19 protein-coding genes and 1 pseudogene are annotated in these 25,493 nt (G+C 41.5%); 13 read left to right on the top strand and 7 right to left on the bottom strand.

What is annotated here, in order from left to right:
* The first annotated feature begins 111 nt into the window (after positions 1-111).
* Positions 112-1,464: a molecular chaperone gene (gene yegD, locus EYW48_RS08215; RefSeq protein ID WP_277432232.1), complete on the top strand. Its 1,353-nt coding sequence runs from the start codon at positions 112-114 to the stop codon at positions 1,462-1,464.
* On the opposite strand, the gene EYW48_RS08210 is transcribed toward yegD, so the two are convergent.
* Positions 1,455-2,405, bottom strand: a complete 951-nt coding sequence (locus tag EYW48_RS08210) for a DMT family transporter (RefSeq protein WP_168524543.1) — start codon at positions 2,403-2,405, stop codon at positions 1,455-1,457. The genes yegD and EYW48_RS08210 overlap by 10 nt on opposite strands.
* A gap of 149 nt (positions 2,406-2,554) precedes the next feature.
* Here EYW48_RS08210 and EYW48_RS08205 point away from each other — a divergent pair, with 149 nt between their 5' ends.
* Entirely contained in the window at positions 2,555-3,013 is a 459-nt protein-coding gene (locus tag EYW48_RS08205; protein WP_141652849.1) for an Lrp/AsnC family transcriptional regulator, read from the top strand.
* 48 nt (positions 3,014-3,061) lie between these two features.
* Here the strand turns inward: EYW48_RS08205 and EYW48_RS08200 are convergent, their stop codons facing one another.
* Positions 3,062-4,309: an SGNH/GDSL hydrolase family protein gene (locus tag EYW48_RS08200; protein ID WP_171980472.1), complete on the bottom strand. Its 1,248-nt coding sequence runs from the start codon at positions 4,307-4,309 to the stop codon at positions 3,062-3,064.
* Positions 4,310-4,844: 535 nt separating this feature from the next.
* Between EYW48_RS08200 and EYW48_RS08195 the strand changes: the two genes are divergently transcribed.
* The 3 genes from EYW48_RS08195 to EYW48_RS08185 all read left to right on the top strand — a co-directional run bounded on the left by EYW48_RS08195 (position 4,845) and on the right by EYW48_RS08185 (position 9,160).
* The gene (locus tag EYW48_RS08195; protein WP_277432231.1) at positions 4,845-7,070 is read left to right on the top strand and encodes a leukocidin family pore-forming toxin; all 2,226 of its coding nucleotides are present in this window, start codon (positions 4,845-4,847) and stop codon (positions 7,068-7,070) included.
* Positions 7,071-7,351: 281 nt separating this feature from the next.
* Positions 7,352-8,293: a triacylglycerol lipase gene (locus EYW48_RS08190; RefSeq protein WP_168524545.1), complete on the top strand. Its 942-nt coding sequence runs from the start codon at positions 7,352-7,354 to the stop codon at positions 8,291-8,293.
* 6 nt (positions 8,294-8,299) lie between these two features.
* Positions 8,300-9,160 carry a lipase secretion chaperone gene (locus EYW48_RS08185; protein WP_261927049.1) on the top strand — a complete coding sequence of 287 codons (861 nt, stop codon included), beginning with the start codon at positions 8,300-8,302 and terminating at the stop codon, positions 9,158-9,160.
* Positions 9,161-9,240: 80 nt separating this feature from the next.
* On the opposite strand, the gene EYW48_RS08180 is transcribed toward EYW48_RS08185, so the two are convergent.
* Together EYW48_RS08180 and EYW48_RS08175 are read right to left on the bottom strand one after the other, a co-directional pair.
* A complete protein-coding gene (locus tag EYW48_RS08180; RefSeq protein ID WP_277432230.1) occupies positions 9,241-11,997 on the bottom strand; it encodes an immune inhibitor A domain-containing protein in 2,757 nt (918 codons plus the stop codon).
* A gap of 223 nt (positions 11,998-12,220) precedes the next feature.
* A complete protein-coding gene (locus EYW48_RS08175; RefSeq protein WP_053310581.1) occupies positions 12,221-12,478 on the bottom strand; it encodes a hypothetical protein in 258 nt (85 codons plus the stop codon).
* Positions 12,479-13,027: 549 nt separating this feature from the next.
* Here EYW48_RS08175 and EYW48_RS08170 point away from each other — a divergent pair.
* The 8 genes and pseudogenes from EYW48_RS08170 to EYW48_RS08135 form a co-directional block, all read left to right on the top strand.
* Positions 13,028-13,792, top strand: coding sequence for a class II glutamine amidotransferase (locus tag EYW48_RS08170; protein WP_053310582.1), 765 nt, complete (start codon positions 13,028-13,030; stop codon positions 13,790-13,792).
* A gap of 507 nt (positions 13,793-14,299) precedes the next feature.
* Entirely contained in the window at positions 14,300-15,484 is a 1,185-nt protein-coding gene (locus EYW48_RS08165; RefSeq protein WP_171375404.1) for a DUF3103 domain-containing protein, read from the top strand.
* Positions 15,485-15,725: 241 nt separating this feature from the next.
* A complete protein-coding gene (locus tag EYW48_RS08160) occupies positions 15,726-16,637 on the top strand; it encodes a siderophore ABC transporter substrate-binding protein (protein ID WP_053310584.1) in 912 nt (303 codons plus the stop codon).
* Between the two features lie 27 nt (positions 16,638-16,664).
* Positions 16,665-17,600, top strand: coding sequence for an iron chelate uptake ABC transporter permease subunit VctD (gene vctD / locus EYW48_RS08155; protein WP_080996351.1), 936 nt, complete (start codon positions 16,665-16,667; stop codon positions 17,598-17,600).
* On the top strand, positions 17,593-18,543 hold the full coding sequence (gene vctG, locus EYW48_RS08150; protein WP_277432229.1) for an iron chelate uptake ABC transporter permease subunit VctG: 951 nt from the start codon (positions 17,593-17,595) through the stop codon (positions 18,541-18,543). Before vctD ends, vctG begins: the two co-directional genes overlap by 8 nt.
* Positions 18,544-18,548: 5 nt before the next feature.
* On the top strand, positions 18,549-19,310 hold the full coding sequence (vctC, locus tag EYW48_RS08145; protein WP_261918635.1) for an iron chelate ABC transporter ATP-binding protein VctC: 762 nt from the start codon (positions 18,549-18,551) through the stop codon (positions 19,308-19,310).
* A gap of 324 nt (positions 19,311-19,634) precedes the next feature.
* On the top strand, positions 19,635-20,828 hold the full coding sequence (locus EYW48_RS08140; RefSeq protein ID WP_053310587.1) for an acetate/propionate family kinase: 1,194 nt from the start codon (positions 19,635-19,637) through the stop codon (positions 20,826-20,828).
* Between the two features lie 281 nt (positions 20,829-21,109).
* Positions 21,110-21,709: pseudogene (locus EYW48_RS08135) on the top strand (IS3 family transposase); the annotation flags it as partial.
* Positions 21,710-22,369: 660 nt separating this feature from the next.
* Here EYW48_RS08135 and EYW48_RS08130 read toward each other — a convergent pair.
* The 3 genes from EYW48_RS08130 to EYW48_RS08120 all read right to left on the bottom strand — a co-directional run.
* Entirely contained in the window at positions 22,370-23,305 is a 936-nt protein-coding gene (locus EYW48_RS08130) for a putative adhesin (protein ID WP_277432228.1), read from the bottom strand.
* A 440-nt stretch (positions 23,306-23,745) separates the two neighbouring features.
* Entirely contained in the window at positions 23,746-24,198 is a 453-nt protein-coding gene (locus EYW48_RS08125; RefSeq protein ID WP_277432227.1) for a helix-turn-helix domain-containing protein, read from the bottom strand.
* Positions 24,199-24,566: 368 nt separating this feature from the next.
* A partial coding sequence (locus EYW48_RS08120; RefSeq protein ID WP_277432226.1) for a group II intron maturase-specific domain-containing protein occupies positions 24,567-25,493 on the bottom strand: 927 nt, incomplete at its 5' end.

The raw sequence follows: 25,493 nt of genomic DNA, 5'->3' as shown, positions 1-25,493 counted from the left end.
ATTGTATATCATCTTGTATGGATTGTTTACCTTGAAAGGTTAACACGACCTAGTATTCACAATACGTATAAGGTAGGATTGCCGACCTTTTTTTGATGCTAGGAAACAATAATGTTTATTGGTTTTGATTACGGTACGGCAAACTGTTCTGTGGCGATGATGCAAAATGGGCAGCCCACATTGCTGCCGATAGAGGGAGAGAGCTACTACATTCCTTCGACTATTTGCGCTCCGACGCGTGAATCTGTCTCTGAGCATTTATTTCGCCACCATAACATCAAACCGAGCGACAAAATTGGCGAACAGGTATTAAGAAGAGCGATCAACTTCAACCGTGAAGAGAGCATCGACCTTGCTGTACAAGATATCGCGTTTGGACAAGCTGCACTGGATCTCTATTTACAAGATCCAAGAGACATCTACTATGTGAAATCTCCGAAATCGTTTTTAGGCGCATCGGGTTTGCACGATGTTCAAATCAGCTTTTTTGAAGATTTAGTCTGCGCCATGATGGTTAACATCAAACAACAAGCAGAGCTGAACGTAAAGCAGAGCATTCAAAACACGGTTATTGGTCGCCCGATTAACTTTCATGGCCGAGGTGGTGAAGATGCCAACCGTCAGGCTGAAGCGATTTTAGCAAGGGCAGCTAGACGTGCTGGTTTTAAGCAAGTCAGTTTTCAGTTTGAACCAGTTGCCGCGGGTTTGGAGTATGAAGCAACCCTTGAACAAGACAAAACAGTGTTAGTGGTCGATATCGGTGGTGGTACCACAGACTGCTCACTGATCGAAATGGGGCCAAGTTGGCGAGGTCGCGATGACCGCAGTGCCAGTTTGTTGGCTCACAGCGGGCAACGAGTGGGCGGGAACGATCTGGATATCTACCTTGCGTTCAAACAGTTGATGACACCGTTTGGCTTGGGCAGTAAAGCCGTATCAGGAATTGATATGCCGTTGACTCAGTTTTGGAACCCGATTGCGATCAACAATGTTGAAGCGCAACGTGATTTTTATTCTCAACAAAACCTAGCGGCACTTAAGTTATTGCATAAAGAGGCGCAGCAACCAGACAAATTGGCAAGACTACTTAACGTTTATTTCGAAACGTTGGGTTATCACATTGTGCGCCGAGCTGAAGAAGCGAAGATCGCGCTATCGGACCTTCCTCAATGCCAGGTGATGCTCAACCTTTTGTCTGAACAGGTTGCAGTTGATATTAAACGTGAACAGATGATCGAAGCGATTGAATCACCAAAATCAAAAATGGTCGATCTAGTGAAAGAAGCTGTCGAGCAAGGCGGGGTAAAACCCGATGTCATTTTCATGACGGGCGGCTCGGCGCGTTCCCCTATATTGCGCCAAGCTGTTGAACAGCAACTGCCACATGTGCCAGTGGTAAGCGGCAACTATTTTGGCTCAGTAACTGCGGGTTTAGCTCGCTGGGCTGAAATCTGTTATCGCTGATAGGGTTGTGCCCTTGGTTTTTGATGCGTTGGCGGTTGATAGCTGAGTGACGTATCGTGTTTCATCAGCACATTACTGGCCACTAAGCTACCAATGCAGATAAAGCCGAGAGCTCCCCAAGTGAAAGTGGTGGGTATTTCTCCGAAAATAGGAATTGCTAACAGTGCTGCTATGGCCGGCGTTGCCGACCCAATAGCGGCCGAGCGTTCTGCACCTAATGTGGATACTGCATATAAGTAGGTGAATGCTGCAATTAAACCCGCTCCGACGCCTTGCAACAGTATATGCCCAATCACTGTCTTCCATGGCCAATCAATCAAAGGTGTGACGGCTAAATAGCTGTCTAGCACCCCAATTGATACTAACAGTACTAGTGCAATTACTGATAATAATGAAATAAACCCAGCACTGACTAAAGCATGCAAATTTGCCACTCGCGCGCAAATGGTAAAAATAGCCCACATCAAACTGCCCATTAGAAACAACATATGGCCTGTAAGACGGTTTGATGCAAAATCAGTCATACCTGAATACAGAAAAAGGGCCACACCTATCATGATCAGAACCAGTCCAATGATTCTGTGAGTGCTTAATGGTTGCTTAAACAGCATAACTGCAATGCCAGAGACAAATAAAGGCAGCACGCCCGGCACGAGTGCACTTCCATCAGCAACAGGCACGTAGTGCATCGCGTGACTTGCCACTAACAAATACGGTAAGCCACAACCTAAAAACATACCCAGTAAATAACGATTAGAGACAGCTTGCACATTTTTTCTTGCTTTCCATAGCAATGGAAATAGAACAATGGCAGGCAAAAGAAAACGTGTAAGGGCTATATCTGCTGGCGTCAGGTTACTGATTGCACCGCCTTTCAGAGAGAGAAAAAAACCAGACCATAGTAAAAGGGTTGTAATTATTGCCAGATAGCCAGAGATCATAATGGTATTAACATTCAGTTAGGATGTTTAACAATTATCTATCGATCTGCACGCTTTTATCTGGCAAATTAGCGCTTGATTATCATTATTTTTGCCAAAATCAGTTAAAAATTAGAGGTTTTGGGGTGGAATTTATCAAGGATTACAAAGTGGATAAGATAGATCGTCGAATGTTGGACTTGTTACAACAAGACGGCCGCCTAACAACGGCCGAATTGGCAGATAAGGTAGGTTTGTCGCCTTCTCCTTGTGCTAGGAGGTTGAAACGTTTAGAAGAAAGTGGGGTGATTGATGGTTATCAAGCGAGCTTAAATCGCCAGGCTATTGGGGTCGGTATGACGGTGTTTGTTGAAGTCAGCCTTAGCAACCACCAAGCTAGCTCGATTGAGGATTTTGAATCTGCTGTGCTTGATATGGAGGAAGTGATTAGTTGTCATGTGGTATCGGGTGCGTACGATTACCTTCTGGAAGTGGTGAGCCGAGATTTAATAGGCTACGAGAGTTTTACTCGTAAATTACAACGTCTGGAAAACGTCAAAGATATCCACACTCATTTGGCAATCCGACAAGTAAAAGCCGCTAGCGCTATGCCTATATGGATTGTATAGACTGATACTGCGAGCGGCTGTGGATGTATTTTCAGTCAGTGATTATTGTCAAAAATGAAATTGCTTAAGTGATGTCTTGATTATTTGATCAGCAATGAACTTATGCGTAGCTGTGGTTGGGTGAGTGACTCCCCAGAACACATATTTATCCGAACCATGATACGCACAGTCATTGGTCAGGCTATGGCTATAGAGATAATCTTTTGCAGAACTACGATTAATATCTAAACAAGCATCGGATGAATTTTCAAAGCCATAATGTTGAGGATTTGATGCTAGGTTTTCAAACAGGGTGTACGCATCAAACAGCGCGATATTGATCCCTTGCATTTGATAATAAAGTGCTTGTTCTTTGATGAACATGTTGAAAGATTTAATTTTCGAGCTAACTTTAGCCATTTCTTCCGCAGTAGAGTATTTGAATTGAGGTGCTCTGGTTGCATCGGGTAATGTAAATAAAATGATATTTTTCGCCCCGGAATCGACAAGTCTTATCATCGCGCTACTAAAATCGGCTTTTACTTCAGGGACTTCGCGGTTGTAATTCATAAAGTCATTTAAACCGAACTCTAAGGTAAATAGCGTGTTTTCAGGATGATAATTTTTTGCCATCTTCATATAAGTGAGATACGAAGTGACTTGGTTATACACCCCAGTTAAAGCAATGTATTGATTGCGCCCCGCAGCACCACCTACAGCCCAATTATATAACGGTAAATTTTTCTCTTTTGCCAAATACTCAGTCCACACCAAACCGTTAGAGAAATGCCCTAAAAACCATGAATTAGGATTAGGAAACGTCCATTGTGCAGCGTTAAATATATTACCTGTATCAGAAAGGCTGTCACCGAGAGCGACGACTCTATTAATTGATGGTGATGAATTTTGCTGATCATTAGTCCAAATGGAATGGTTATAAGATAAGCGGTTATCTGCCGCAAAATAAGTTATATCGGCAGTGTCATGGGAGACATCTAATGTGTTCTCACAACGCTGCTTAATTTCTTGCTGGGGTGTGTCGGTGTAGAACATATTTTTAAATCTAACCGAAGACCACCAATAGCCATCAATCGTATAATAATCACCGTTGTCATCCAGTGCCCATTCCCAATCGGTTGCTGGGTCATCATTACTTGCAGCAGGTCGATACCAGCAGCGTACATAAGTGTAGGTTTGCTTACTTTGTGTGCTCGTTATTTCACCAGCGGAAAGAGATTCTGGTGTAATGGTACTGTCATTAGCGTTAGCTATCGAAAGTGGTAATAAAGAAGTTACTAATAAAGTTAATAGTTTCATCATCAGATTCTTATGTTTGTTCGTATATCGAAAAAATATAAACGAGGTTAGAAGATTAATAACTGGTCTGACCTATATTCTTCTCACATAGCAATCAGTCAATGAATAACTATCTTAGATAATAAATATTTGTAATGAAGATCAAAGATTCACTAAGAAATGTTAATAATATGATTATTTTAATAGCTGAGAGATAAAATATATTTTAAGTGTTGTTGATAGGGATCTAATTTAGCATCTGAATGTTAAGCTTTGACTTTATTAAAACATTCTAATGTTATTCGTCATTAATATAATAGAAGTATCAATAAATACAAATCCAGTCAAATAGTATAAAAAATATTCGTTTTATTTGTGATGCCCAGTCATATAAATTAACTCAAGTCTTTTAAATGTTTATCAAAAGCACTATTGATCTATGTGTCAATTAACGTGTAGGAATTTTCTGCATTTTAGATGATTCATAAACGATGGAATACCTAAGTAACTCTTTAGGTTTTCACCAGATAATAATTAAAAGTGCTTAGAGGTTTATATGCCAATAAACAAAAATAAAGCAGTAAGCGTTATCGCCATTATGTCAGGTTTGGTATGGAACACCGCAATGGCTGAGATCAATCAGCCTCAAGGTTTGGCCATTGAAATATTCAGTGAGCTTCAGGATGACAGCCAAATAAATTACTTAAATGCTAGCTACTGGTTGCAGAACGATGTCGAACCACCAACCCTAGCTGAAATTCGTGATAACGTACTCAGTCAACATCAACGTTACTTTGTTGATTTCAGTAATATTGATGATGAGCAACAAAGAAGTGAAGCAAAGGCATTGTTCAGAAAGAAACTAGGTTTAGCATTTTCTAGCGATCTGTTAATCATTAGTGAGCATAAAGGCGAACTGCTTTTTACACCGTTAGAAGATGAAAATGACCCCAATATCACCTTACTTGAAGCGAGCAAGGTGTCTCATTCTCGGCAACGTCGTAGTGCAGAGCCTGTATTGCGTTCAAGTAATAATGCTGAAACTAACTCGTTGCCACATGTGGCCTTTTATTTAAATGTTAATCGTCCGATTACCGATAATGAGTGCACGTTTAACAATTCACATTTTTGGAATAAAGGAACGCGAGTTTTCTGTGACAACCCTAATATCTCATTGATTTATAGAGTTAACCTTGAGCGCTCTCTGCAGTATGGCACGATAGGTTCTGCGACGCCTGATGCCAAAATTGTGCGTATTAGCCTAGATGATGACGCCAGCGGTGCGGGCATTCATTTGAATGATCGTCTCGATTATCGCCAGTATGGAGCTGATTACGTAACACTTGATGCTTGGTTCAGGGATTGGTCGACGGATGCTATTGCCCAAGACTATCAGTTTGTTTTCAACTCATCGAATAACAAAGCTCAAATTTTAAAGACATTTCCGCGTGAAAATTTAAATAGCGACTTTGAGCATAAGGAAGTTTCAGGTTTTCAATTGGGGGTCAGCGGTGGAGTTGAAGTTAGCAAAGAGGGACCTAAAGGTAAACTAGAAGCGAACGCGAGTTATAACCAGAGTCGCTGGTTAACTTACACTAAATCTGACTATGCGGTTGAGCGTGGTTCTCGTAGCCCGCAAAATGTGAGTTTTAAATGGTACCGTAGTCAGTATGCGACGGCTGAATCAATGATGGATCGCTCAACGGACGCGGTGTGGGTTAATAAATATCCTATTGATATCAACCGTATCCATCCAATTGGTTACGCCAGTTTTGTTCCTAAAATGGATGTGATTTATAAAGCCGCTTCTAATGCTACCGGCACAACAGAGTTCACTATAGATTCTTCGGTGAATATTCGTCCAATTTATAATGGAGCTTATAAACATTACTACGTAGTGGGTGCACACCAGTCATATCATGGCTTTGAAGACACAGTGCGTCGCAGAGTCAGTAAAAGTGCAAGCTTTACTGTCGATTGGGAGCATCCTGTTTTCACTGGTGGACGACCAGTAAATCTACAACTAGCGAGTTTTAACAACCGCTGTGTTGATGTTTCTGATAATGGCACTCTTACTTCAGCTATCTGTGATGAAACTAAGAATTCACAGTCATTCATCTATGATCAATTAGGCCGTTACGTGAGTGCAAACAACACACACCAATGTCTTGATGGACAGGCACTTAATCAGCTTCAAACTTGTGGATCTAACTTAAGTCAACGTTGGGAATGGATCGAGAATAGTGACAAGCTCAGTAATGTGTTCTCGCACGAAATTCTAGGCCACGATAAAACGACGGGTGCTTTAGGCTTGTACGCAGCAGGTGGTGATACCGTGAGTACCAGAACTATCACCGCTTATACAAACGTGTTTAATTCAGAAAATGAAACACCGGTATTTGGCTTCACGACAGGGTCACTATCAGTACAAGATGTCGACCAATCAGGTCAGCTATACATACGGCATGGTGCAGCCATTGATGCTATTGGAACACAGGAGAATGCCATGCATGGTGGTGATAGTGGCAGCCTAACGCAAATTGACTTAAATAGAGTCACGAAAATTAAGCTGACCTCGGGTGAATTCCAATATGGTGGTAATCATTTGTTAGCAATGACGTTTACTTATGATGATGGTTCATCGCAAGTGGTTGGTTCAACCAATTATGCGCTAAGCACGCATGACGAAACCTTCGATTTACCGATTGGTACATCATTTCGCCAAGTCAAAATATGGTCAGGTGGTTGGTTAGTCGATGGAATGCAATTTGTCCTAAATTAATATTTTAATAAAGCACAATTTGCAGCTATGCACTCATGTTTTTAGTCAATGGTATTGATACCGCGTTATTGAACAGGTATCTGAAATTTGGCTAAAAGGTGAGTGCATTTTTATTTGCACAATGTTCATAATAACTGTTGATTTTTGTGCCGCGTTCACGGATTTTAAGTTTTAAACTGAAAAATCAATGGTTTCTTCTACAGTTAGGTTGCTCGTAAGAGGTCTGATCTCTTGACTTAGTACGACTCAAGTTAACACCCTATACAAAGAAGGAACATCTTTTGAGAAAAACGATCATTATTGCTGCTCTTTATTTATTGAGCACTTCGATATTTGCAGCAACCAGTGCTGCTGCACTGAATCCTACCGGCTACACGCAAACAAAGTACCCGATAGTATTGGTTCATGGGTTGTTCGGTTTTGATACCCTCGCTGGCGTTGATTATTTCTATGGTATCCCTCAATCGCTAACTAAGGATGGAGCTACGGTTTATGTTGCTCAGGTCTCAGCGACAAATAGCACAGAACTACGTGGTGAACAGTTGTTGCAGCAAGTCGAGTCAATACTCGTGGCTACTGGTGCACAAAAAGCCAACTTAATTGGTCATAGCCATGGTGGTCCGACAGCTCGCTATGTGGCATCGGTCAGACCAGATTTAATTGCCTCTGTAACAAGTATCGGTGGTGTCAATAAAGGTTCTAAAGTGGCTGACTTAGTCAGGGGGCATGTTGCAGACGGTTCACTTTCGGAGGCAGCTGCGATTAAACTGGCTGAGGGGCTATCAGGGCTGATTAGTTTGCTCTCTGGAGGAACGGATTTAGAACAAGATCCGCTTGCGTCTTTAGAGGCATTAACCACTAAAGGTTCATTAGAATTCAACCATTATTACCCTGAAGGGATCCCAACGTCAGAGTGTGGAGATGGTGAGTTACTGGCCGAAAACGGCGTTTATTATTACTCGTGGACAGGAGCTTCTACCTTCACCAATGTACTTGACCCTACCGACGGTGCAATGACCATTTTAGGTTTGGCGTTTGATGGACCAAATGATGGACTTGTTGGTGCATGCAGTGCTCACTTAGGCAAAGTGATCCGAGATGACTATAAAATGAATCATTTGGATGAAATTAACGGTTTGCTTGGGATACATCACCTTTTTGAAACTGACCCTGTCACTCTATATCGTCAACATGCAAATCGTCTCAAACTACAAGGTTTGTAAGGAGTCATGATGAAAAAGCCTGCGCTATTTGGTTTCGTTGTTGTCTCTGGGATCTTTGGGTTGGTTTTTTTTCTGCGACAATCGTCGACGTTACCCACCGCGTTACAAACACCATCTCAAATGGATACTCAAATTGATGACGCTTCAAGCTATGATCTCATCAATTATTTTATCTCTACTCTCGGTGAGAGTAGCTTAGCTGAAGTTGAACAACGCACTTTGCAATATGCTCAGCAAAAAGAAGGAATGACGGTTGATGACGCTTTGTTAGAGCAATTTATTCTCTACAAGCAAGCACTGGCATCTTTGGATTTTGCGTGGGAGTCATCGAAATTAGAGCTACTCACCTTGGAACAAATTCACCAACGCTTATTAATGTTACAAAGTCAGTTTTTTACCTTAGAACAACAACAGCTTTTATTTGCCAATGATAATGCGTTACGTGAATTAGCGATTAATAAGTTGCGAATCAAAAATCAAGCAATTGATCAACAAGATGCAAAACAGCAGTGGCAGGTTCTACTGAGTAAGCAGGCTCAATACATCCAACGTAGTGAATATAATGCACGGCTTATTCCTGCGTTAAATAAAAATGATGAACGATCTCCTCAAGCACAATATTTAGAACGTGTTGAGTTAGTCGGAGAGGAAGGGGCACAACGGTTGGCAGAGCTAGACCAACAAAGAGAACGATTTTCTGAGCAGTTAGCGATTTATCTACAACAAAGAGAAAGTGTGCTGAATGAGCAAGCCTTAACCGATGATGAAAAAAAGCAGTACATTGCACAGTTACGAAGCGAAACATTTGATGTAAAACAGCTTAAGCGAGTGGAAGCTTTAGAAAGAATGCAAGACCATACGCTTTAACCATTCCTCTTTTTATATCTCTTATAAAAAAGAGCGCAACCTAAGTTGCGCTCAAGCTTTCTATAAAAGATAAAGGGTAGTTACAAGTTGACAGTAATCGTTTTTGTCACCGTTGCCCCTTTATCATCCATCACTTTTAGGGTGACTTCGTGATTACCATAGCTTGGGAAAATCGAAGTAAAGGCGCGACCACGTTTTACTTTGCCATCCGGTAATGTCCACTCAATATCAACAATACGCCCATCGTTATCACTACTTGTTGACCACATAGTTACCCAGCGACCAAGATGGATGTACTTCGCATTGGCTTTCGGTAGAGCATTAGGTAGTTCCACATGAACTGTGCGAGTGACGGTATTTGTTGCTCCTTTATCGTCTGTCACCGTTAAGGTTACTGAGTAATCACCCGCCTTAGCATAATGCCACGTTGGTGCCATGTCAGTGCTGTTTTGACCATTACCAAAGTCCCACACATAACTGACTAATTCACCATCTCGATCAGCACTGTAGTTAAAGGCTGTGACGGTTAGCCCTTCGGTTTTGAGTTCAAAGTTTGCAACAGGCTCACTATTTTGCTCACTCACTTTTGATAAACGAACTACACCATATTCATTATTTTGACCTTGATTCACAATATCGATCATCAACCCAAATTCAGTTAATTTACGACCGGAATCAGGAGCCATTGGTGAGCTGTAGTCTTGATCATCTGAGAAATTACCATTGCCGATTAAACTACTATCTTGCAGAACATCACCGTCGGAGGAGACTAAGCGTAACGGCGCTTGATCTTGAAGAGAAAATGCAGCATCGCGAACTTGGTAACGAGTTTGTGCCGCTTCGCCAGTCTTTGACCAAACCAAGGCATTTTGATCGGCATCGACCACACCTAACCAACCTTCGCCCGGGTGTTTACCTACCCAGTTATCGGCGTAAGATTCATCGACATACCAAACCAGTAAGCCGGGTTCAAAGGTCATTAATTGCCCCATACGCTTAATGTTGGCTAAACCTTGGTCAACGTCATTATGACTGCGCCATTGCAATAAGTAGTAATGCGGCGCTTGGTGGAAGCCATTGTTGACGGTATAACCTTTAAAGATAAAAGTTGAGGTTGCTTCTGCGTCATCAATCGCCGTCTGAGTGCCATCGACCTCAAGCGTCACGTCATCGATATACAAACCTTCCATCGCGAGACCGCCATCGGTCACGTAGTCGAAGCTCAATTCAACCTCTTGTCCAGCCCATTGAGAAACATCAAATGTCGCATCAACCCAGCCGTTTGATTCCCCAGAAATAGCAGGTGCAAGACCAGTATTGTAAGGGTCATCCATCGTGGTGATATTGCCTGAAAGTGCTTGGCCATTAATCAGAACACGAGCGAAATCATAATCTTTTTCGATTTGATACCATGCTTTAAAGCTTAATATAGCGTTGCTACCAGCGGGAATCGAAAGTTTGCGCGACATGCTGTTCTTCAGGTCGTCGCCTTTATTTGAATAGAATGAGAACTCGCCAGCATAAGGTTTAATGCCGTCCACACGTTTCATTGGTAAATCGACTTTCACCATATTAGGGCGAGAGTTATCGGTTGTTTGGAACAGCGTGAAGACTCGTGGCTTATTCTCCAGATCATTAATAGAGATTTGATCGTCGTTAATCCAACGCCCACCAATGGCTTTTTGTAAAAACTGTTTGGACCAAGAACTGAATGCAGTAGGTTGTGTGCCACCAATTTTACCAGCCCAACTACCCGATGACATGATAGACCAATAAGAAACAGGTTCACCCTTACCGGTGTACTGTGTATCGTATTCATCTGGTAACCCTAAGTCGTGTCCGTACTCATGAGCACAAACTCCAGCGGCTGCATCAATTGGCTGGATAGTGTAATCATAAGCCGCATATTGACCGTTAAAACGACCCGGTACAGTGCTTTGTGTTCCTTTTAATACGTGATATTGACCTAAATTATAACGGTGAGACCAAATCGCATCAGGGCCAAGTACACCACCACCGGCTTCTTCACCGACTGAGGCATGAAACACCATTAAATGATCAATAACACCGTCTGGTTCGCGGAAATTACCGTCTCCATCATAATCGTAGCGGTCTTCGATATCGTAATCGGCTAGGTTGATGCTTGGGTCCTGCGCCAATTGATTAAGCGCTTCACGCACTAACTCTTGCGCATTCATGTCGCTATCTGTGGTCGGGGAGTTACCGCCATAGTACGCCGCATTTTTGGAAGCACGATACCAGCCAGCTGCTTGCCCAGACACGCTGTAACTATTGCCGGATTCACTCTCATAATATTGGCGCATTGAAATGAAGTTTTCACCATTGGGGCCAGTGTAACCTGCGCTAGAGAATAATAAATCTTGGTAGTGTGCTGGTTCGTAACTCGTGTAGAGCATTTCGGTGTGCTCATTGGTTAGCTTATTGTCGTTCCAAGATAAATCAGGGAAGTCAACCAATAAAGCAAGCACTTTATCTGTACGTTTAGTACTTATATCTAACGCGAAAACACTCGCTTTTTGCATCCCTTTTTGTTTTTCGATGGTTTTTAGTATTTTGGCTCGTTGCTCAAGAGCCTTTTTACCAAATTGTGCATCACCGTGAAAACCAGAATTAATTCTATGCTCTAGGTAGTGGTCTAATGCATCACGTTTAGCTGCGTCAGAAGCGTGAGTATCAATAACACCATTACGCACTAACATTTCAATCAGCTTATCTTCGTTTACTGTACCTAAATCAATGGGTGTTTGTGCGTAAGCACTGACGTTAAATAGAGTGACCATTGCAGATGTGAGCAATGTTTTCCTCATAAGTTTCATTTTATTTCCTTATTTTATTTCCTATATTTATGGTATTGCAATTTCACTATTTTCTTTTTTTTAAATAAGAATCAGTGAATATTGAATTTTACGGTATACCCAAACCACTTAGATTTGCAGGTAGGTGGCAAGTCATTTCATCCCCATGAGCATAGATTAACTATGTAATTGGGGGGAGTAAGCGTCGTCAACACTGCTGTAAACTCAAGTCGGAAAGGTATATTTAAGCTTTCTCTTTGTACTTGGCTGAAATACAAGTATCAGTCGGGTTAGGATCTTTATCGTTTGAGTTGGTATTCTTATTATTTATTTTTTTTTGTAGATAGATATTTAATGCTTGTTGTTGTTCTTCGGATGTGAGTCCTTCACATATAACACCACGTTCGATCAAAGATGAAATCAAAGCTTCATCGTTAACCATAGGCTGTGCGACGGTGATCGTGGAGTAACTAATTAATATAAAAGAGATTAAATGTTTCACGGCATGTCCGTATGTTTTGTGAACTATTTGTAACAATTTATATATTCGGTATATCTATAGCAAGTGTGAATGTTTTTCAATTTCACAAAGGATCCCATTAACAACATATATAGTTAACATGTTCGCATTATTTTATTGATATTAATATCGGCTAATTATTTATTTAAAGTGGTTTTTTAGTTGACATTATTATCTTTTAATTTTACTCAATGGATGAGATGGTCTTAACTGTACTAGTTTAGTAATACTTTGTGTTTTTAATGATTTTAATAATATGGAATAAAAATGTTTAGGAGTGTTTTTAAATGGAGTAAATATGATAATGAGGAAAGTATGATCTTGATTCACTTTATATAAAGTAGTATGAACTAAATTAGGTCTTTATTTTTGCTCTCATTCATATAAATAAAAATATTGCCTATTTTTGAGTTACATCTTTAAACGGTATTTTTATTGATAAAGGAAATAATGACACTTTTGACACCTTGCGAGAGGAGCATAAACATGCTTTATTGAAGATACTGTTATCTAGTTAGGAATATTCCCACTATGTGCCGCTGGCTCGCTTACCAAGGAAGTCCCATTTATCTTGACCAACTGGTTTATCAACCGGAACATTCATTAGTTCATCAAAGTTTAGAAGCACGTAAAGCCGTGACTCGAGTTAATGCTGATGGTTTTGGATTAGGTTGGTATACCGAGAGAAGTACCCCCGGACAGTTTCACGAAGTCTTACCGGCATGGGGCGATGAAAATTTACGCTCTCTTGCTCATCATATCTGCTCTCATCGGTTTATGGCACATGTACGTTCTTCCACAGGGACACAAGTGTCGCGTTCAAATTGCCACCCCTTCATTTTAGATAATTGGATGTTTTTGCATAATGGGCAAATCGGTGAGTTTGAGAAAGTGAAATTTGCCCTAGAGAGAAAGCTGCCAGAAGCGCTTTATATAAAGCGTATGGGGACCACAGACAGTGAGCTAATTTTCCTACTTATGGTTAACAATGGCTTGTTTATTGATCCGATCAAAGCGATTCGTTCTACGATCAGTGAAATTGAAAATTTAATGGTGGAAAAGGAAATTGAACTGCCATTTAAAGCCTCTATTTGTATCTCTGATGGACGTGAATTTTGGTTAGTTCGTTATAGTTCTGATGGTGTGCCACCCACTATATTTAGTAAGGTCGAAGGGGATGACATCGTATTAGCATCCGAACCTTTGGACAGCCATAATGGCTGGAAAATGATTGATCCACAGACCATTACTCACGTTGTGTTATCTGAGTGTATTGCCTATCCAATTATTGATTAACATTATTATTAATTGGTTTATCGTTTGCTCTTTTATTAGGGCAAATTACTTTTGAATATTTATCAATGTGTTATCGATATCACTCCATTAAAATAACAACAAAAAATGTTTTGATCTATATCCAAACTATTTGGAGTTGCAGGTAGGCGGCCAGTGAGTGAATCCCATAAGCATAGATAAACTATGTGATTGGGGTGAGCAAACGTAGCCAACACCGCTGCAACTTCAAGTAGGAATGGTATATTCCTACTAAATCAACTGATTAGAAGAAAAATGGCGCTACATTAACACTTGTTAATTTAATGTTTGCTAAAGCTTAATTTGATCTTGTGGGCGAAATATAAAATATCATTATATTTTTATATTGAAAGAATAGCGTTCGGTGATACTGTATTCTTATGGAGCATTTACTCTATATGTGTGGCTCTAATACTAATAACCCCTTGCAAATTGATGTGTCTATTTCAGCTGGTAAGGGAATAATAACGAGAATATAAAGGGTTCATTATGAAATATATAACACCCGTTTCATTACTACTTGTGGTAACGCTGGTTGGCTGTCAATCTGAAGAGACGAGTACGACTAACTCGGCACAATTTAATGCTGATGCCATCACACAGCAAAAACGCGAATTGGCGCTGAAGTTAAGTGAAAGTTATAGCGAGTTTGAAGCGACGCTTAAAACACAAATTAGTGCTCAAAACTTATCCATTTCGGTTTCCACTTTGAAAGAAAAACAGCCTGATTCTGACTTTAGCCAGCAAATGGTTGCGGTTGATGCCCAAATTCGCTCGATGAAAGGGATTGAGGAGTTTACTCAACAGCTGCTACAACTTCGTATTGCTGATGCGTCCATGGTTAAAGAATGGCAGGAAGGGCAGAGCCCACTATTTGCATTCGAGCCGAAAGGAAATGATGCATCATGGCAATATATTGAAGCTTTTGATGTGTACGGGCAGGTTCATCAACTTGATGTGTACCAGATGCCAGATGTGCCTGTTTTTGTTGTTGATAGCAATAGTGAAGTGGAACTGCGTGCTGGTTTACAAGCGATGCGCGTTGAAATGAATAAACTTGGTCAACCTACCATGTTGACTACGACGGAAAGTGGTCAAGTTGAAGCAGTTTCAATGGCACGCAGCACTGAAGTTAGCAGTGTTGCTCCAATCTCCACGACCGTACTAAAGAAAATTCAATTAGCGGATGATAAAGAACCGTGGATTTCTGGCAGAGCTGAAATCTACGCCATTGTGACCGGAGTGAACCCCAGCCGTGATGAACCGACTATTGATTTAGTTGAAATGCCTTATTTGGACTATGACAAGCAAGACTATTTCCCAAACCAAGTGATGATCCAATGGTCTCGTTACCGTTGGGGAGCGGCTGATCTCATTCTAATGGAGCAAGATGATGGTACTGATTATAAGGAATTGGGTAAGTTATTGGTCAAAGTAGCTGAAGAAGTTATGAAGCTTATCCCAGATCCAGAAGTACAAGCTTATGCGATTATTCCACAGATTACCGGGAAGATTATTGATGCAATCCCAGATGGTTTGCTCACTAATGACGATGATTACGTAGATGTTTTTTATACGATTATGCAAGACACATCTTACATTGATCATCCTGGAGCAAGTGGTAATGCAGTGGCAACGTTTGAACCACTAACGATTAATCCGACCCGCCCTTAACGACTCTTTTCTTTGTTTTCAGCCCCACCAAACCACCTACTTCAGTAGGTGGTTATCATTTATATAGCGCTAACGGTTTGTTGTTGTTTGTTTTTTCGACACTCTGCCTATTTCATCATCTCATCGTCAGTTTTTCAGGTAAAGACGGTTGCTCTTAGCGATGTCTGCAATTATATTACCACTAAATCCAATGCGAATGATTATCAAAATCTGTCGCAATTAACTTTAGATGGGAATCTGTATGAAATCGCTTATTAGTTTGGTGACGGTAGGGTTGTTTGCCTCTTTTTCTTTGCACGCAAACACTGTTTCAGTGGAGCATGAACTCGGTACCACTACATTAGAGCAAAAACCGCAACGTGTTGTTGTCATTGGTTTGGGTGCGCTTGATGCACTAGATAGCTTTGGTGTGGAGCCTGTTGCCGTTTCGAAAGTCGCCCAATTACCAAGCTATTTGGACAAATATAAAACCAAACAATACGTTTCAGCTGGTTCGTTATTTGAACCCGATTTTGAAGCTATTTACATGCAAAAGCCGGACGTTATTGTGATAGGTTCACGAGCGGCAACCAGTTATGACGAGCTATCAAAAATTGCTCCAACCTTTGTGTTTGCTGCTGACGCGAGTAAAGGCTACTGGCAGAGCACTCAAGAGCAGTGGCGCAATTTGGGTAAAGTCTTTGCGATTGAAGACAAAGTAGAAGCAAAAATAGCGGCTTTGGATAAACAGTTTCAAGCGATTCGCCACTTCAACCAAACCAGTCATATAGATGCTCTCACAGTGATGAGCTCTGGTGGCAATATTACTACTTTTGGTCCTGAATCACGTTTTTCTGCCATATACAAAGATTTTGGTTTTCAACCGACAGTGGAGAGTATTAAGGCGACACGACATGGTGACCTTATCTCCTACGAATTTATTCGCGAGCATGATCCAAAAACATTATTGGTCATTGACCGCGATAGATTGGTCAATAAAGGACAAAGCAATACTCGTCAAGAGTTCGAGAATGATTTGATCAAAGCAACGCAAGCTTATCAAAATAAACATATGGCCTTCCTAGACCTTAACGCTTGGTATCTTTCTATTTCTGGCGTAACAGCAACAGAGCAGATGATCCAAGACGTTAAAAATGCAGTTGGTATTCAATAAGTTCCCACAAACAAGCTGAGGTTAGCTTTGAAAAAGTTATTGCTTGTTTTATTGGTAATTGGTCTATCTTCACTGTTTGTGGGGGTAGGCGATTTATCGTTGACAGCGTTATTCCATGGTGATGCTAGTGCGTGGCAGTTATTGTTTACCAGTCGCTTGCCTCGTTTATTAGCTGTGGTACTCGCAGGTGCCGGGCTAAGTATCGCCGGGCTTATTATGCAGCAAATTAGTCAAAATCGATTTGCTGCTCCTTCCACTTCCGGCACCATTGAATGTGCAATGCTTGGTTATGTACTGAGCCTAGTGTTTTTTGGGCATGGTGATAATTTGTGGCTTATATTTTCAGTCGCGATTGCTGGCACTTTAGTGTTTGTGCAGCTTATCCAGCGTATTCAGTTCAAGAATGCCATTTTTGTCCCTTTGATCGGCATTATCTTTGGTAATGTTATCGACTCTGTCGCTTCGTTTATTGCTTATAAATACGATGCCGTACAGAACTTGTCTGGTTGGGCGGTTGCAAACTTTGCTAATTTATTGAAAGGGGATTTCGAGCTTCTGTATATCGCACTTCCTATTGCTTTGTTCAGTTACTTGTATGCAGCGCGAATTTCCGCTGTGGGTATGGGTAAAGATTTCGCAATGAACTTAGGACTTAACTATCAGCAAGTACTTGTCATTGGTGTATGCCTAGTTTCTGTAATGTCAGCCACAGTAGTGATGATCATCGGACAGTTGCCTTTTTTGGGGCTGATTGTACCGAACTTAGTCAGTCATTATTACGGTGATAATTTGCGCAAAAACATTCCGCGTACCGCGATGTTTGGTGCGCTGTTAGTTTTGCTGTGTGATTTAGCTAGTCGGCTGATTATTTTTCCTTATGAAGTCCCTATTTCGATGATTATAAGCATTCTTGGTGGTGGCGCATTTGTGTTGCTGATTTTACGAGGTCGCAGCCATGCGTGATAATACAAAGCTTTTGTTGCTAGTTTTGCTTTCACTAATATTTGCTGGGTTATTTATTGGTATTGGCCTCAATCTTGATAATTATCAGTACTTTTTATCTCGTCGGGTACCTAAAGTCTTAGCAATAGTATTAGCGGGAATTGCGATCGCACAATCTTCTCTGGCATTTCAAACCATTACTCATAATCGAATTTTAACACCTAGCATTATGGGGTTTGATTCGCTGTATATGTTTGTTCAGGTCATGGTTGTCGTGCTGTTTGGCGGGTTAAGTAGCTACGCTCTGAATCCGTATGTGAATTTTTCACTTTCTGTTGCTGTTATGTTGGCTTTTTCGAGCTTATTGTTTGCATTCTATTTTCGTAGGCAGCAAAGCAACCTGATGGCGCTACTACTCTTGGGCGTCATATTGGGGCAATTATTTTCCAATATATCCTCGTTCTTCATCATGCTGATGGATCCGAACGATTTCTCATCAGTACAAGCCAATATGTTCGCTAGCTTTAATAACGTTAAAGTAGAATTAGTTTATTGGGTGACACCGTTGTTATTACTGGTTTGCTTCGGATTATTTCAAATGCACCGTTTACTTGACGTGTTCTGGTTAGACAACGATAACGCGATCAGTTTGGGGGTCGACGTACGGTTGGTTACACGTAAGGTCTTGATGTTAAGTGCGGTTTTGATTGCAATTTCGACGGCATTAGTGGGGCCTGTGATGTTCTTTGGCTTGCTAGTGACCAACTTAACTCGAGAATGGTTTCGTTCATATCAACACAGAACATTGTTGATTGGTTGCTCAGCGATGTCGGTGTGTGCATTGCTATCTGGGCAGTGGGTGGTGGAAAAAGTGTTCCAATTTGAAACCACGCTGAGTGTGGTGATTAACTTCATTGGTGGCATTTACTTTCTCTCACTCCTTTTACGCAATAAAGTGGTTTAATTTTTATGATCCAATTAGATAAATTGACCAAAGTGTTTGGTCAACAAGCGGTAGTCGACAAAGCCAGCGCGCAGTTCGAAAAAGGTAAAGTGACTTCAATTATCGGCCCAAATGGTGCGGGTAAAAGTACCTTACTATCAATGGCAAGCCGATTAGTTAGCCGTGACAGTGGTAAAGTTTGGATTGAAAACCAAGAACTAGTGGAGTGGGATACTAAAGTCCTCGCGAAAAAACTATCGGTACTGCGTCAGGCTAATACATTGACGATGCGTTTTACGGTCAAAGAGCTTGTTGCGTTTGGCCGCTTTCCTTATTCACAAGGTAAGCTGACGGCAGATGATCACGCCGTCATTGAACAATCTATTGATTATCTCGATCTGAAAGCCATTCAAGATAAATATTTAGATGAATTAAGTGGTGGCCAACGTCAGTTAGCATTTATTGCGATGGTTATCGCGCAAGATACCGATTATGTCTTTCTTGACGAACCTTTAAATAATCTCGATATCAAACATTCACTGCAAATCATGGCGACTATCCAGCGTTTAGCTCATGATCTAAACAAAGCCGTGGTTGTTGTTATCCACGATATTAACTTTGCTTCTTGTTATTCTGATCGCATCATCGCGCTTAAAAAAGGCAAAGTGGTTGCGACGGGAGCCGTCGAAGAGGTGATTGAATCTTCAGTACTCAGCGATATCTATGAAACGCCATTTAACGTATTAGAGATCGAAGGTAAACGTATTTGCTTGTATCACAATAATTAACCTACTTCTAATGCGCATTCATGCAGTTAAGTTAGTAGATGCATATTGATGTTAATCATTCCAGTTTATCTGCTACGAGATTCAATGGCGCCAAGAATGGTAAGGGTGTAAACGATTGCTTCAATAAGCGCTTTCGTAGATATAAATCGATATATTTCTCTGTTCGAAAGAAATAATAGTTTGCGTTAGATCAAGAAAAAATCGTTTGGTTTGGATAAAAAACTAAAACAAAGTTGAAAGATTCAAAAATTATTGAATAATGGTTCTTATATCTAAACAAGCGATAAAGCTTGAAAGTTGGTCTCACACAGGAATCTTACCCCCATGTCTAATTCGTATGTTCTGGTTATTAACTCTGGCAGCTCTTCACTGAAGTTCGCTGTAATTGATTCAAATACGGGCGACGCCGTACTTAGTGGTCTAGGCGAATGTTTTGGGCTGGAAGACGCTCGAATGAGCTGGAAATTTAATGGCGAAAAAGCAGATTTTGCCATTAAAGGTGAAGAGAACCATCACCAATTGGCTGTCGCAAAATTAGTTGAGTTAGTGAAAACCTACGGTCTGATTGATGATGTGGTTGCTGTTGGGCACCGAGTGGTACATGGCGGTGAGAAGTTCACTAAAACCGTTAAGTTAGACGATAAAATTGTGCAAGAAGTGGAAGCATTAAGCGATCTTGCGCCACTACACAACAAAGCACATGCTATCGGTATGCGCGCAGCAATGGCTGCATTCCCTGAACTGCCACAATTCGCGGTTTTTGACACGGCTTTCCACCAAACCATGCCTGCAAAAGCGTATACCGGCGCAATCGCGAAAGAGTTGTACACTGAATTTGGCATTCGTCGATATGGTTTCCATGGTACAAGTCATTACTATGTGAGCCGCGAGGCTGCAAAAATGATCAACAAGCCAATCGATGAAAGTAGTTTTATCTCTGTACACCTTGGCAACGGTGCTTCTGTGTGCGCGATTAAAGACGGGCAAAGTGTTGATACAAGCATGGGTTTCACACCACTTTCAGGTTTGATGATGGGTACACGTTGTGGTGACCTTGACCCAGGGATTATCGAGTTTCTACTGAAGAAAGGTTGGTCACAAGAGCAAGTATTCAACTCACTCAATAAAGCGTCTGGTTTCCTTGGTGTATCAGGTTTAACCAGTGATGCTCGTGGTATTTTAGAAGCGATGGAAGAAGGTCATGAAGGCGCAACTTTAGCATTCCAAGTATTTACTTATCGCGTTGCAAAATACATAGCTTCTTACCTAGCCGCTTTAGATTCATTAGACGGCATCATTTTCACTGGCGGCATTGGTGAAAACGCACTACCAATTCGTCGTGAAATTCTGCGTAACCTGAAAATTCTAGGTTTTGTTGAAGATGAACAAGGCAACGAGCAAGCTCGCTTTGGTAACGCTGGTATTATCGCAAAATCAGACATGCTAAATGCAGTAGCGCTTGTTGTACCAACCAACGAAGAGTTCGTGATTGCCCAGCAGTCGGTTGAATTGCTGTAATTTCATCTAAAATCAAAAAGATAGAGGCGAGCTTGGTGCTCGCTTTTTTTGTGTTCATATGTTGGGTAGACCATCGCTAAGTGGCCTTTTAGCGAGATAGTCATGATTCATTCTATTGATTTCGGCAAATCATTTTGTAGCTTCAAACTAGTGATGTTAGGGCTGGCTTGTGATGCCCCAAAAACGCCTAGAATTGAACTTGCAAGGTTTGAGATACAAAAAGTAATAGATGCGACGATCTAGCCCCATCGCCCTCAATGAAATTAAGACTATTGCTTGAACAGTCACAACGAGGGTATCGTAAACCCAGAGCTAAAGTAGGCACTGAACATATCATTTCAGCTAATAAATTAGCCAGAGAGTTCAACCCAACGGCTCCAAACCAATCGTGGGTGACCGATATTACCTATATAAAAACACATGAAGGTTGGTTGTATCTTGCCGTTGTTGTCGATCTTTTTTCTAGAAGAGTGATTGGTTGGTCGATGAAAAGTCGAATAACTAAAGAGTTGGTTTTGGATGCGCTTTTAATGGCTATATGGCGCCGTTCTCCGAGCCAAAAGGTGCTCGTACATTCAGATCAAGGCAGTCAGTATACGAGTCACGACTGGAGCAAGTTTTTAAAGCAACATGGGCTGGAAGCCAGTATGAGTCGTCGAGGTAATTGTCACGATAATGCTGTGGCAGAAAGTTTTTTCCAGTTACTGAAAAGAGAACGAGTTAAACGAAAAATCTACTCTACGCGGGAAGATGCTCGCATGGATATCTTTGAATATATTGAGATGTTCTACAACGTAAAACGCAGGCATGGTTCCAATAATCAATTGTCGCCTGTAGAGTATGAGAAGCAATATGAGAGAAGACTAACTAGTGTCTACTGACTCGGTGGCTATTCACTCAAAGAGAAGATGTGGGGCACACTCTGCGACTTTGCCCATTCAGGGGGAATACAGGCAAAATGGAATCTAGGGAAAGATACGATTGGATCTGCTTACACTGAGGAGCAAATTATTATGATGCTCACCCAGGCAAACAGCTTCGCTTTTAGTAACGCTATTCAGTTCACTATGATCTGCAGTGATGAAGAATCATAGTGAATGATAAGTAGAAAGCATCGGGAGATCTTTAGCTCGTTATATGCGGGTATCTAACCCTGAGGGAGTGGTTCGCTCTACCGTACCTCCCTTTGTTTCACGCGTGTGAGCCAGCGCTCAGTTTTGCGATTTTCTATCCACAATCTTGGTGGGTAACTCAGTGGATAGGTTTCTGAAGCCAGCATGACAGAAGGTCATCAATTGGAAATAGTGTGCGGATGACTAAAGCAGGCAAAATCCCATGTTGACCTGGTGATCGCTACGAGTCTGGGTGTCCCTGTGACGTTGTCACAGATACCGTGAAAAGTGAAATAAACTTTCAGGCAAAAAAGAGGCCCGCTCACCGGAAACAGGGAAATGTTTTTCTGGTTAGCGGGCTTCTGTGCGACTTGTCTTCTGTTTTTACAGCTTAGCAGAGCTATTTAACATAATGGGGATTATGCGGCGTTATACTTTACCTTTTACGTTACTCTCTGTTTCATGAGTGCCACTTCCTTTAAAGGTGACACCGCTGCGACCTCGGCAAAAACACATCTTTATTTCACTGTAATGGATACCTTTCTCTTTTAATCTACTTAAAACATCACCTAGCGACAGGCTAGTTCCTTCAGATAAGGATAAAACATCATGAGGCTCAGGAGGCATAGGGAATAGACTCTTTTTTGATGGCTCCAATTCATTGTAAAGTGCATTTAAATCTATATTTCCAGAGATCGTATCCTCAATGGTATGGATACCATCCCCTTCGAAGTAATGAAGATTATAGTTTGCCATCATCCCATCTTGACTGCTCCCTGTTATATCTTTGATTTGACCGGAATCCAATGCTCTTTTTGCTTGATTTGTATGTGGAGTGACTCCACCCTCACTAATCGAAGCATATGTTCTTTTATTAGACGTCGAGTTAACTAAAGCGGGATCTTTTAAATCATAGTTATGTGGTCCAAGGAATGTTAACTGGACTCCTTTGGGGATGGGCATAATATTCTTTTTAAAAGAGCTGTAATCACCATGAGCTGTGATAACAAGTTTTTTTGATAGAGAGTCGCCTTTCGTATGAATCCGTATGCCATTTCCAATATCCCAAGTGAAAACTCTTTTATTGCTACTCTCACACGACAAAGTTAGCCCTCTAGAATTTGCCCAACTAAAAATAGGGTTAATACTATCTGAAGGTCTATTATGAATAGGGGTTGGAGTTGTTTGATGAAATACCCGCGTACGAGTTAGCTGATTAGTAATCCCTTGAGGTTCCTCTGAAGTATTACGAATACTTTTTACTGAAATAGCTAAGCTAGACTCGGTACTAGAGCTAGCTGAGGCTATGGAAAGCTCACTTTTTCTAAGATGTGATTGTGAATTAAGATAAGCACCATTGGGCATAAAGTAACCTTTGTAGGTTTGTAGGTTTGTAGGATTAATACTCTCCTATCCGAAGAAAAGCGCAAGTGATATAACTTGAAAAGGTCGCAAAAAAATGGCAGGCTATTGAGCTATACCAACGATTAGCCACCTCCCCATAGGTCAAATTTCTCTCTCAAACCCTTCTCAAACCAACCCCAAAAAACAACGCGTTACAAGTCAACAGATAGGGTTTTTAAAAGACATAAGTAGCTCAATGCGGGGACATCTGCGCGTCGCGCAGACCGCGGGAAAGCCTTGTGGACAGCGGTGTACAGGCAAGCTGCCCACTCGCTGACACACAAGTTTCCTCCGCTTGCCCACCGCAACCGCTCCTCTATGGAACACAAAGGATTCTCATTTTTTACCACACAAAAAAAAACCCCTTCCGGGGCTACTATCTGATATGGCTTTGTTTTTGATCACGATTTCAAATTTCGTAACCAGTTGCTGACTGAGCCCGCCGAAATACCAAGATCATCAGCAATGGCGCGGTTGTTGTAACCTTTTGACTTGAGCTCTAAAACCATCTCTAGCTGATCTTGTTTCTTACTTGGTCTACCACCGCCCCTCGATACCTTGCCACCAATCAAACCACCTTTGCGTCCTTGCTCAGCTTGCCACGAGCTAAACCCTGCGGAGCTAAGGTTTCTGTGTGTCCATTTGGCAATCGACTTTGCGATATGCTGGATTTCCGATGGATGCAGCGGCACATCAAAATCGTTGTATGCATAGGCTCGTGTTTCGACAGCACTCAACCATTGCGTTAGCTCTGGCCATCCTTGCCGAATCGCTAAGGCAAAATATTGCTCTTCTTCTAGGCGAAGGAAAAAGCTGGTCGAAAATACAGAGTTTATTGGGTTGCAGCCGCTCAACGATCGCTAAAGTAAAGAATTTAACCAATTGATTAATAGTTATATTTTAGACTTTATGGAACGTTTCGGTGAATGGGACGCAATACATTAACGCCTTATCGTACGTTTTCGTTCCATTGGACTTCACAGAGAATAATATGATTAATATCAGTCTGTTAACCCCTGATTCTAAGTAATAAAGAATCATACTGAGTATTAAAGGATCATACTGAAAGGCAGCGATCACATCGGTGTACTGCATTTTCTAAATCGTTTATGTCGAGTAGACGACACCTGTTACCAAGTGTCGTCCCTCTAAGAACCCAGCGTGCAACTTTCACCGCACTAGGCTCAAGCCTTCACTAAGGCACTGATTGGCACCCAGCAACTTATAAAGCAGCGAGAGCAGGCTCATGCCAAGAGTTACGGCATTGCCTCTTTGATTTTCTCTTTGCCAAGTATTCTTGGTATTGAGGGTCAAAAGGTGTAGCGGCACTCCTGATTTTCACATGTCTCTCTATTGGCACCTTGGCTATTTGAAACAGATTGAACTGACAATCCATATCCATGATCTTCTGCCAACCGTGAAATTGCCATTGACCTTGACGGTTGATGAAGTATTTAAGCGCGATCCAAGTTCTGGATTTTGTTGGATGACGCCTTTTAGCCCAGTGCCATAACGTATGGAATAGCTTGTGACCTACATATCCGAATACCTGTTTCGCAACGCAGTGCCGATAGTAATTCGACCAGCCCCTGAGTTTCGGATTTATCAACTTGATTAAATCGTTAACAGGGATGGTTGCGTGCTTTTTGATGAGTTCGCGCAAGTTACTCAAGAACAGTAGTGTGTTGGATTTGCTCGGTTTAATGAGCAATTTCCCTTTGTACTTCCTATGATTAAAACCTAAGAAATCAAAACCACGGCTGATATGGGTAATGTGCGTTTTCTCTTCGGAGAGTGTTAAGCCTCTTTCTGCTAAGAAATCAGCAATCAACGGTTTAATATCGTTCTCCAGCACTTCCTTTGAAGCACAGGTGACGACGAAATCGTCGGCGTATCCAATAAAGTTGGCTCTAGCACCCTTTTTTAGTGCGGTAGACTTTATGCGTTGCTCAAGCCCTGCAAGAGTCATAAGCATCAAGGTCGGAGATATGACCCCACCTTGTGGTGTTCCCTCGTCAGTGTGATAGAACAACCCTTTGTCTATAAAACCAGACTTTAGCCATTGTTCCAACATACGTTTATCTACGGCAATGTTGTCCATAAGCCATTGATGTCCGATCTTGTCGAAACAGGCTTTGATGTCTCCCTC

The sequence above is a fragment of the Vibrio sp. 1180_3 genome (genome assembly GCF_029478545.1).
Lineage (GTDB): Bacteria > Pseudomonadota > Gammaproteobacteria > Enterobacterales > Vibrionaceae > Vibrio > Vibrio aestuarianus.
This window is presented reverse-complemented; position numbering and strand designations above follow the sequence as displayed.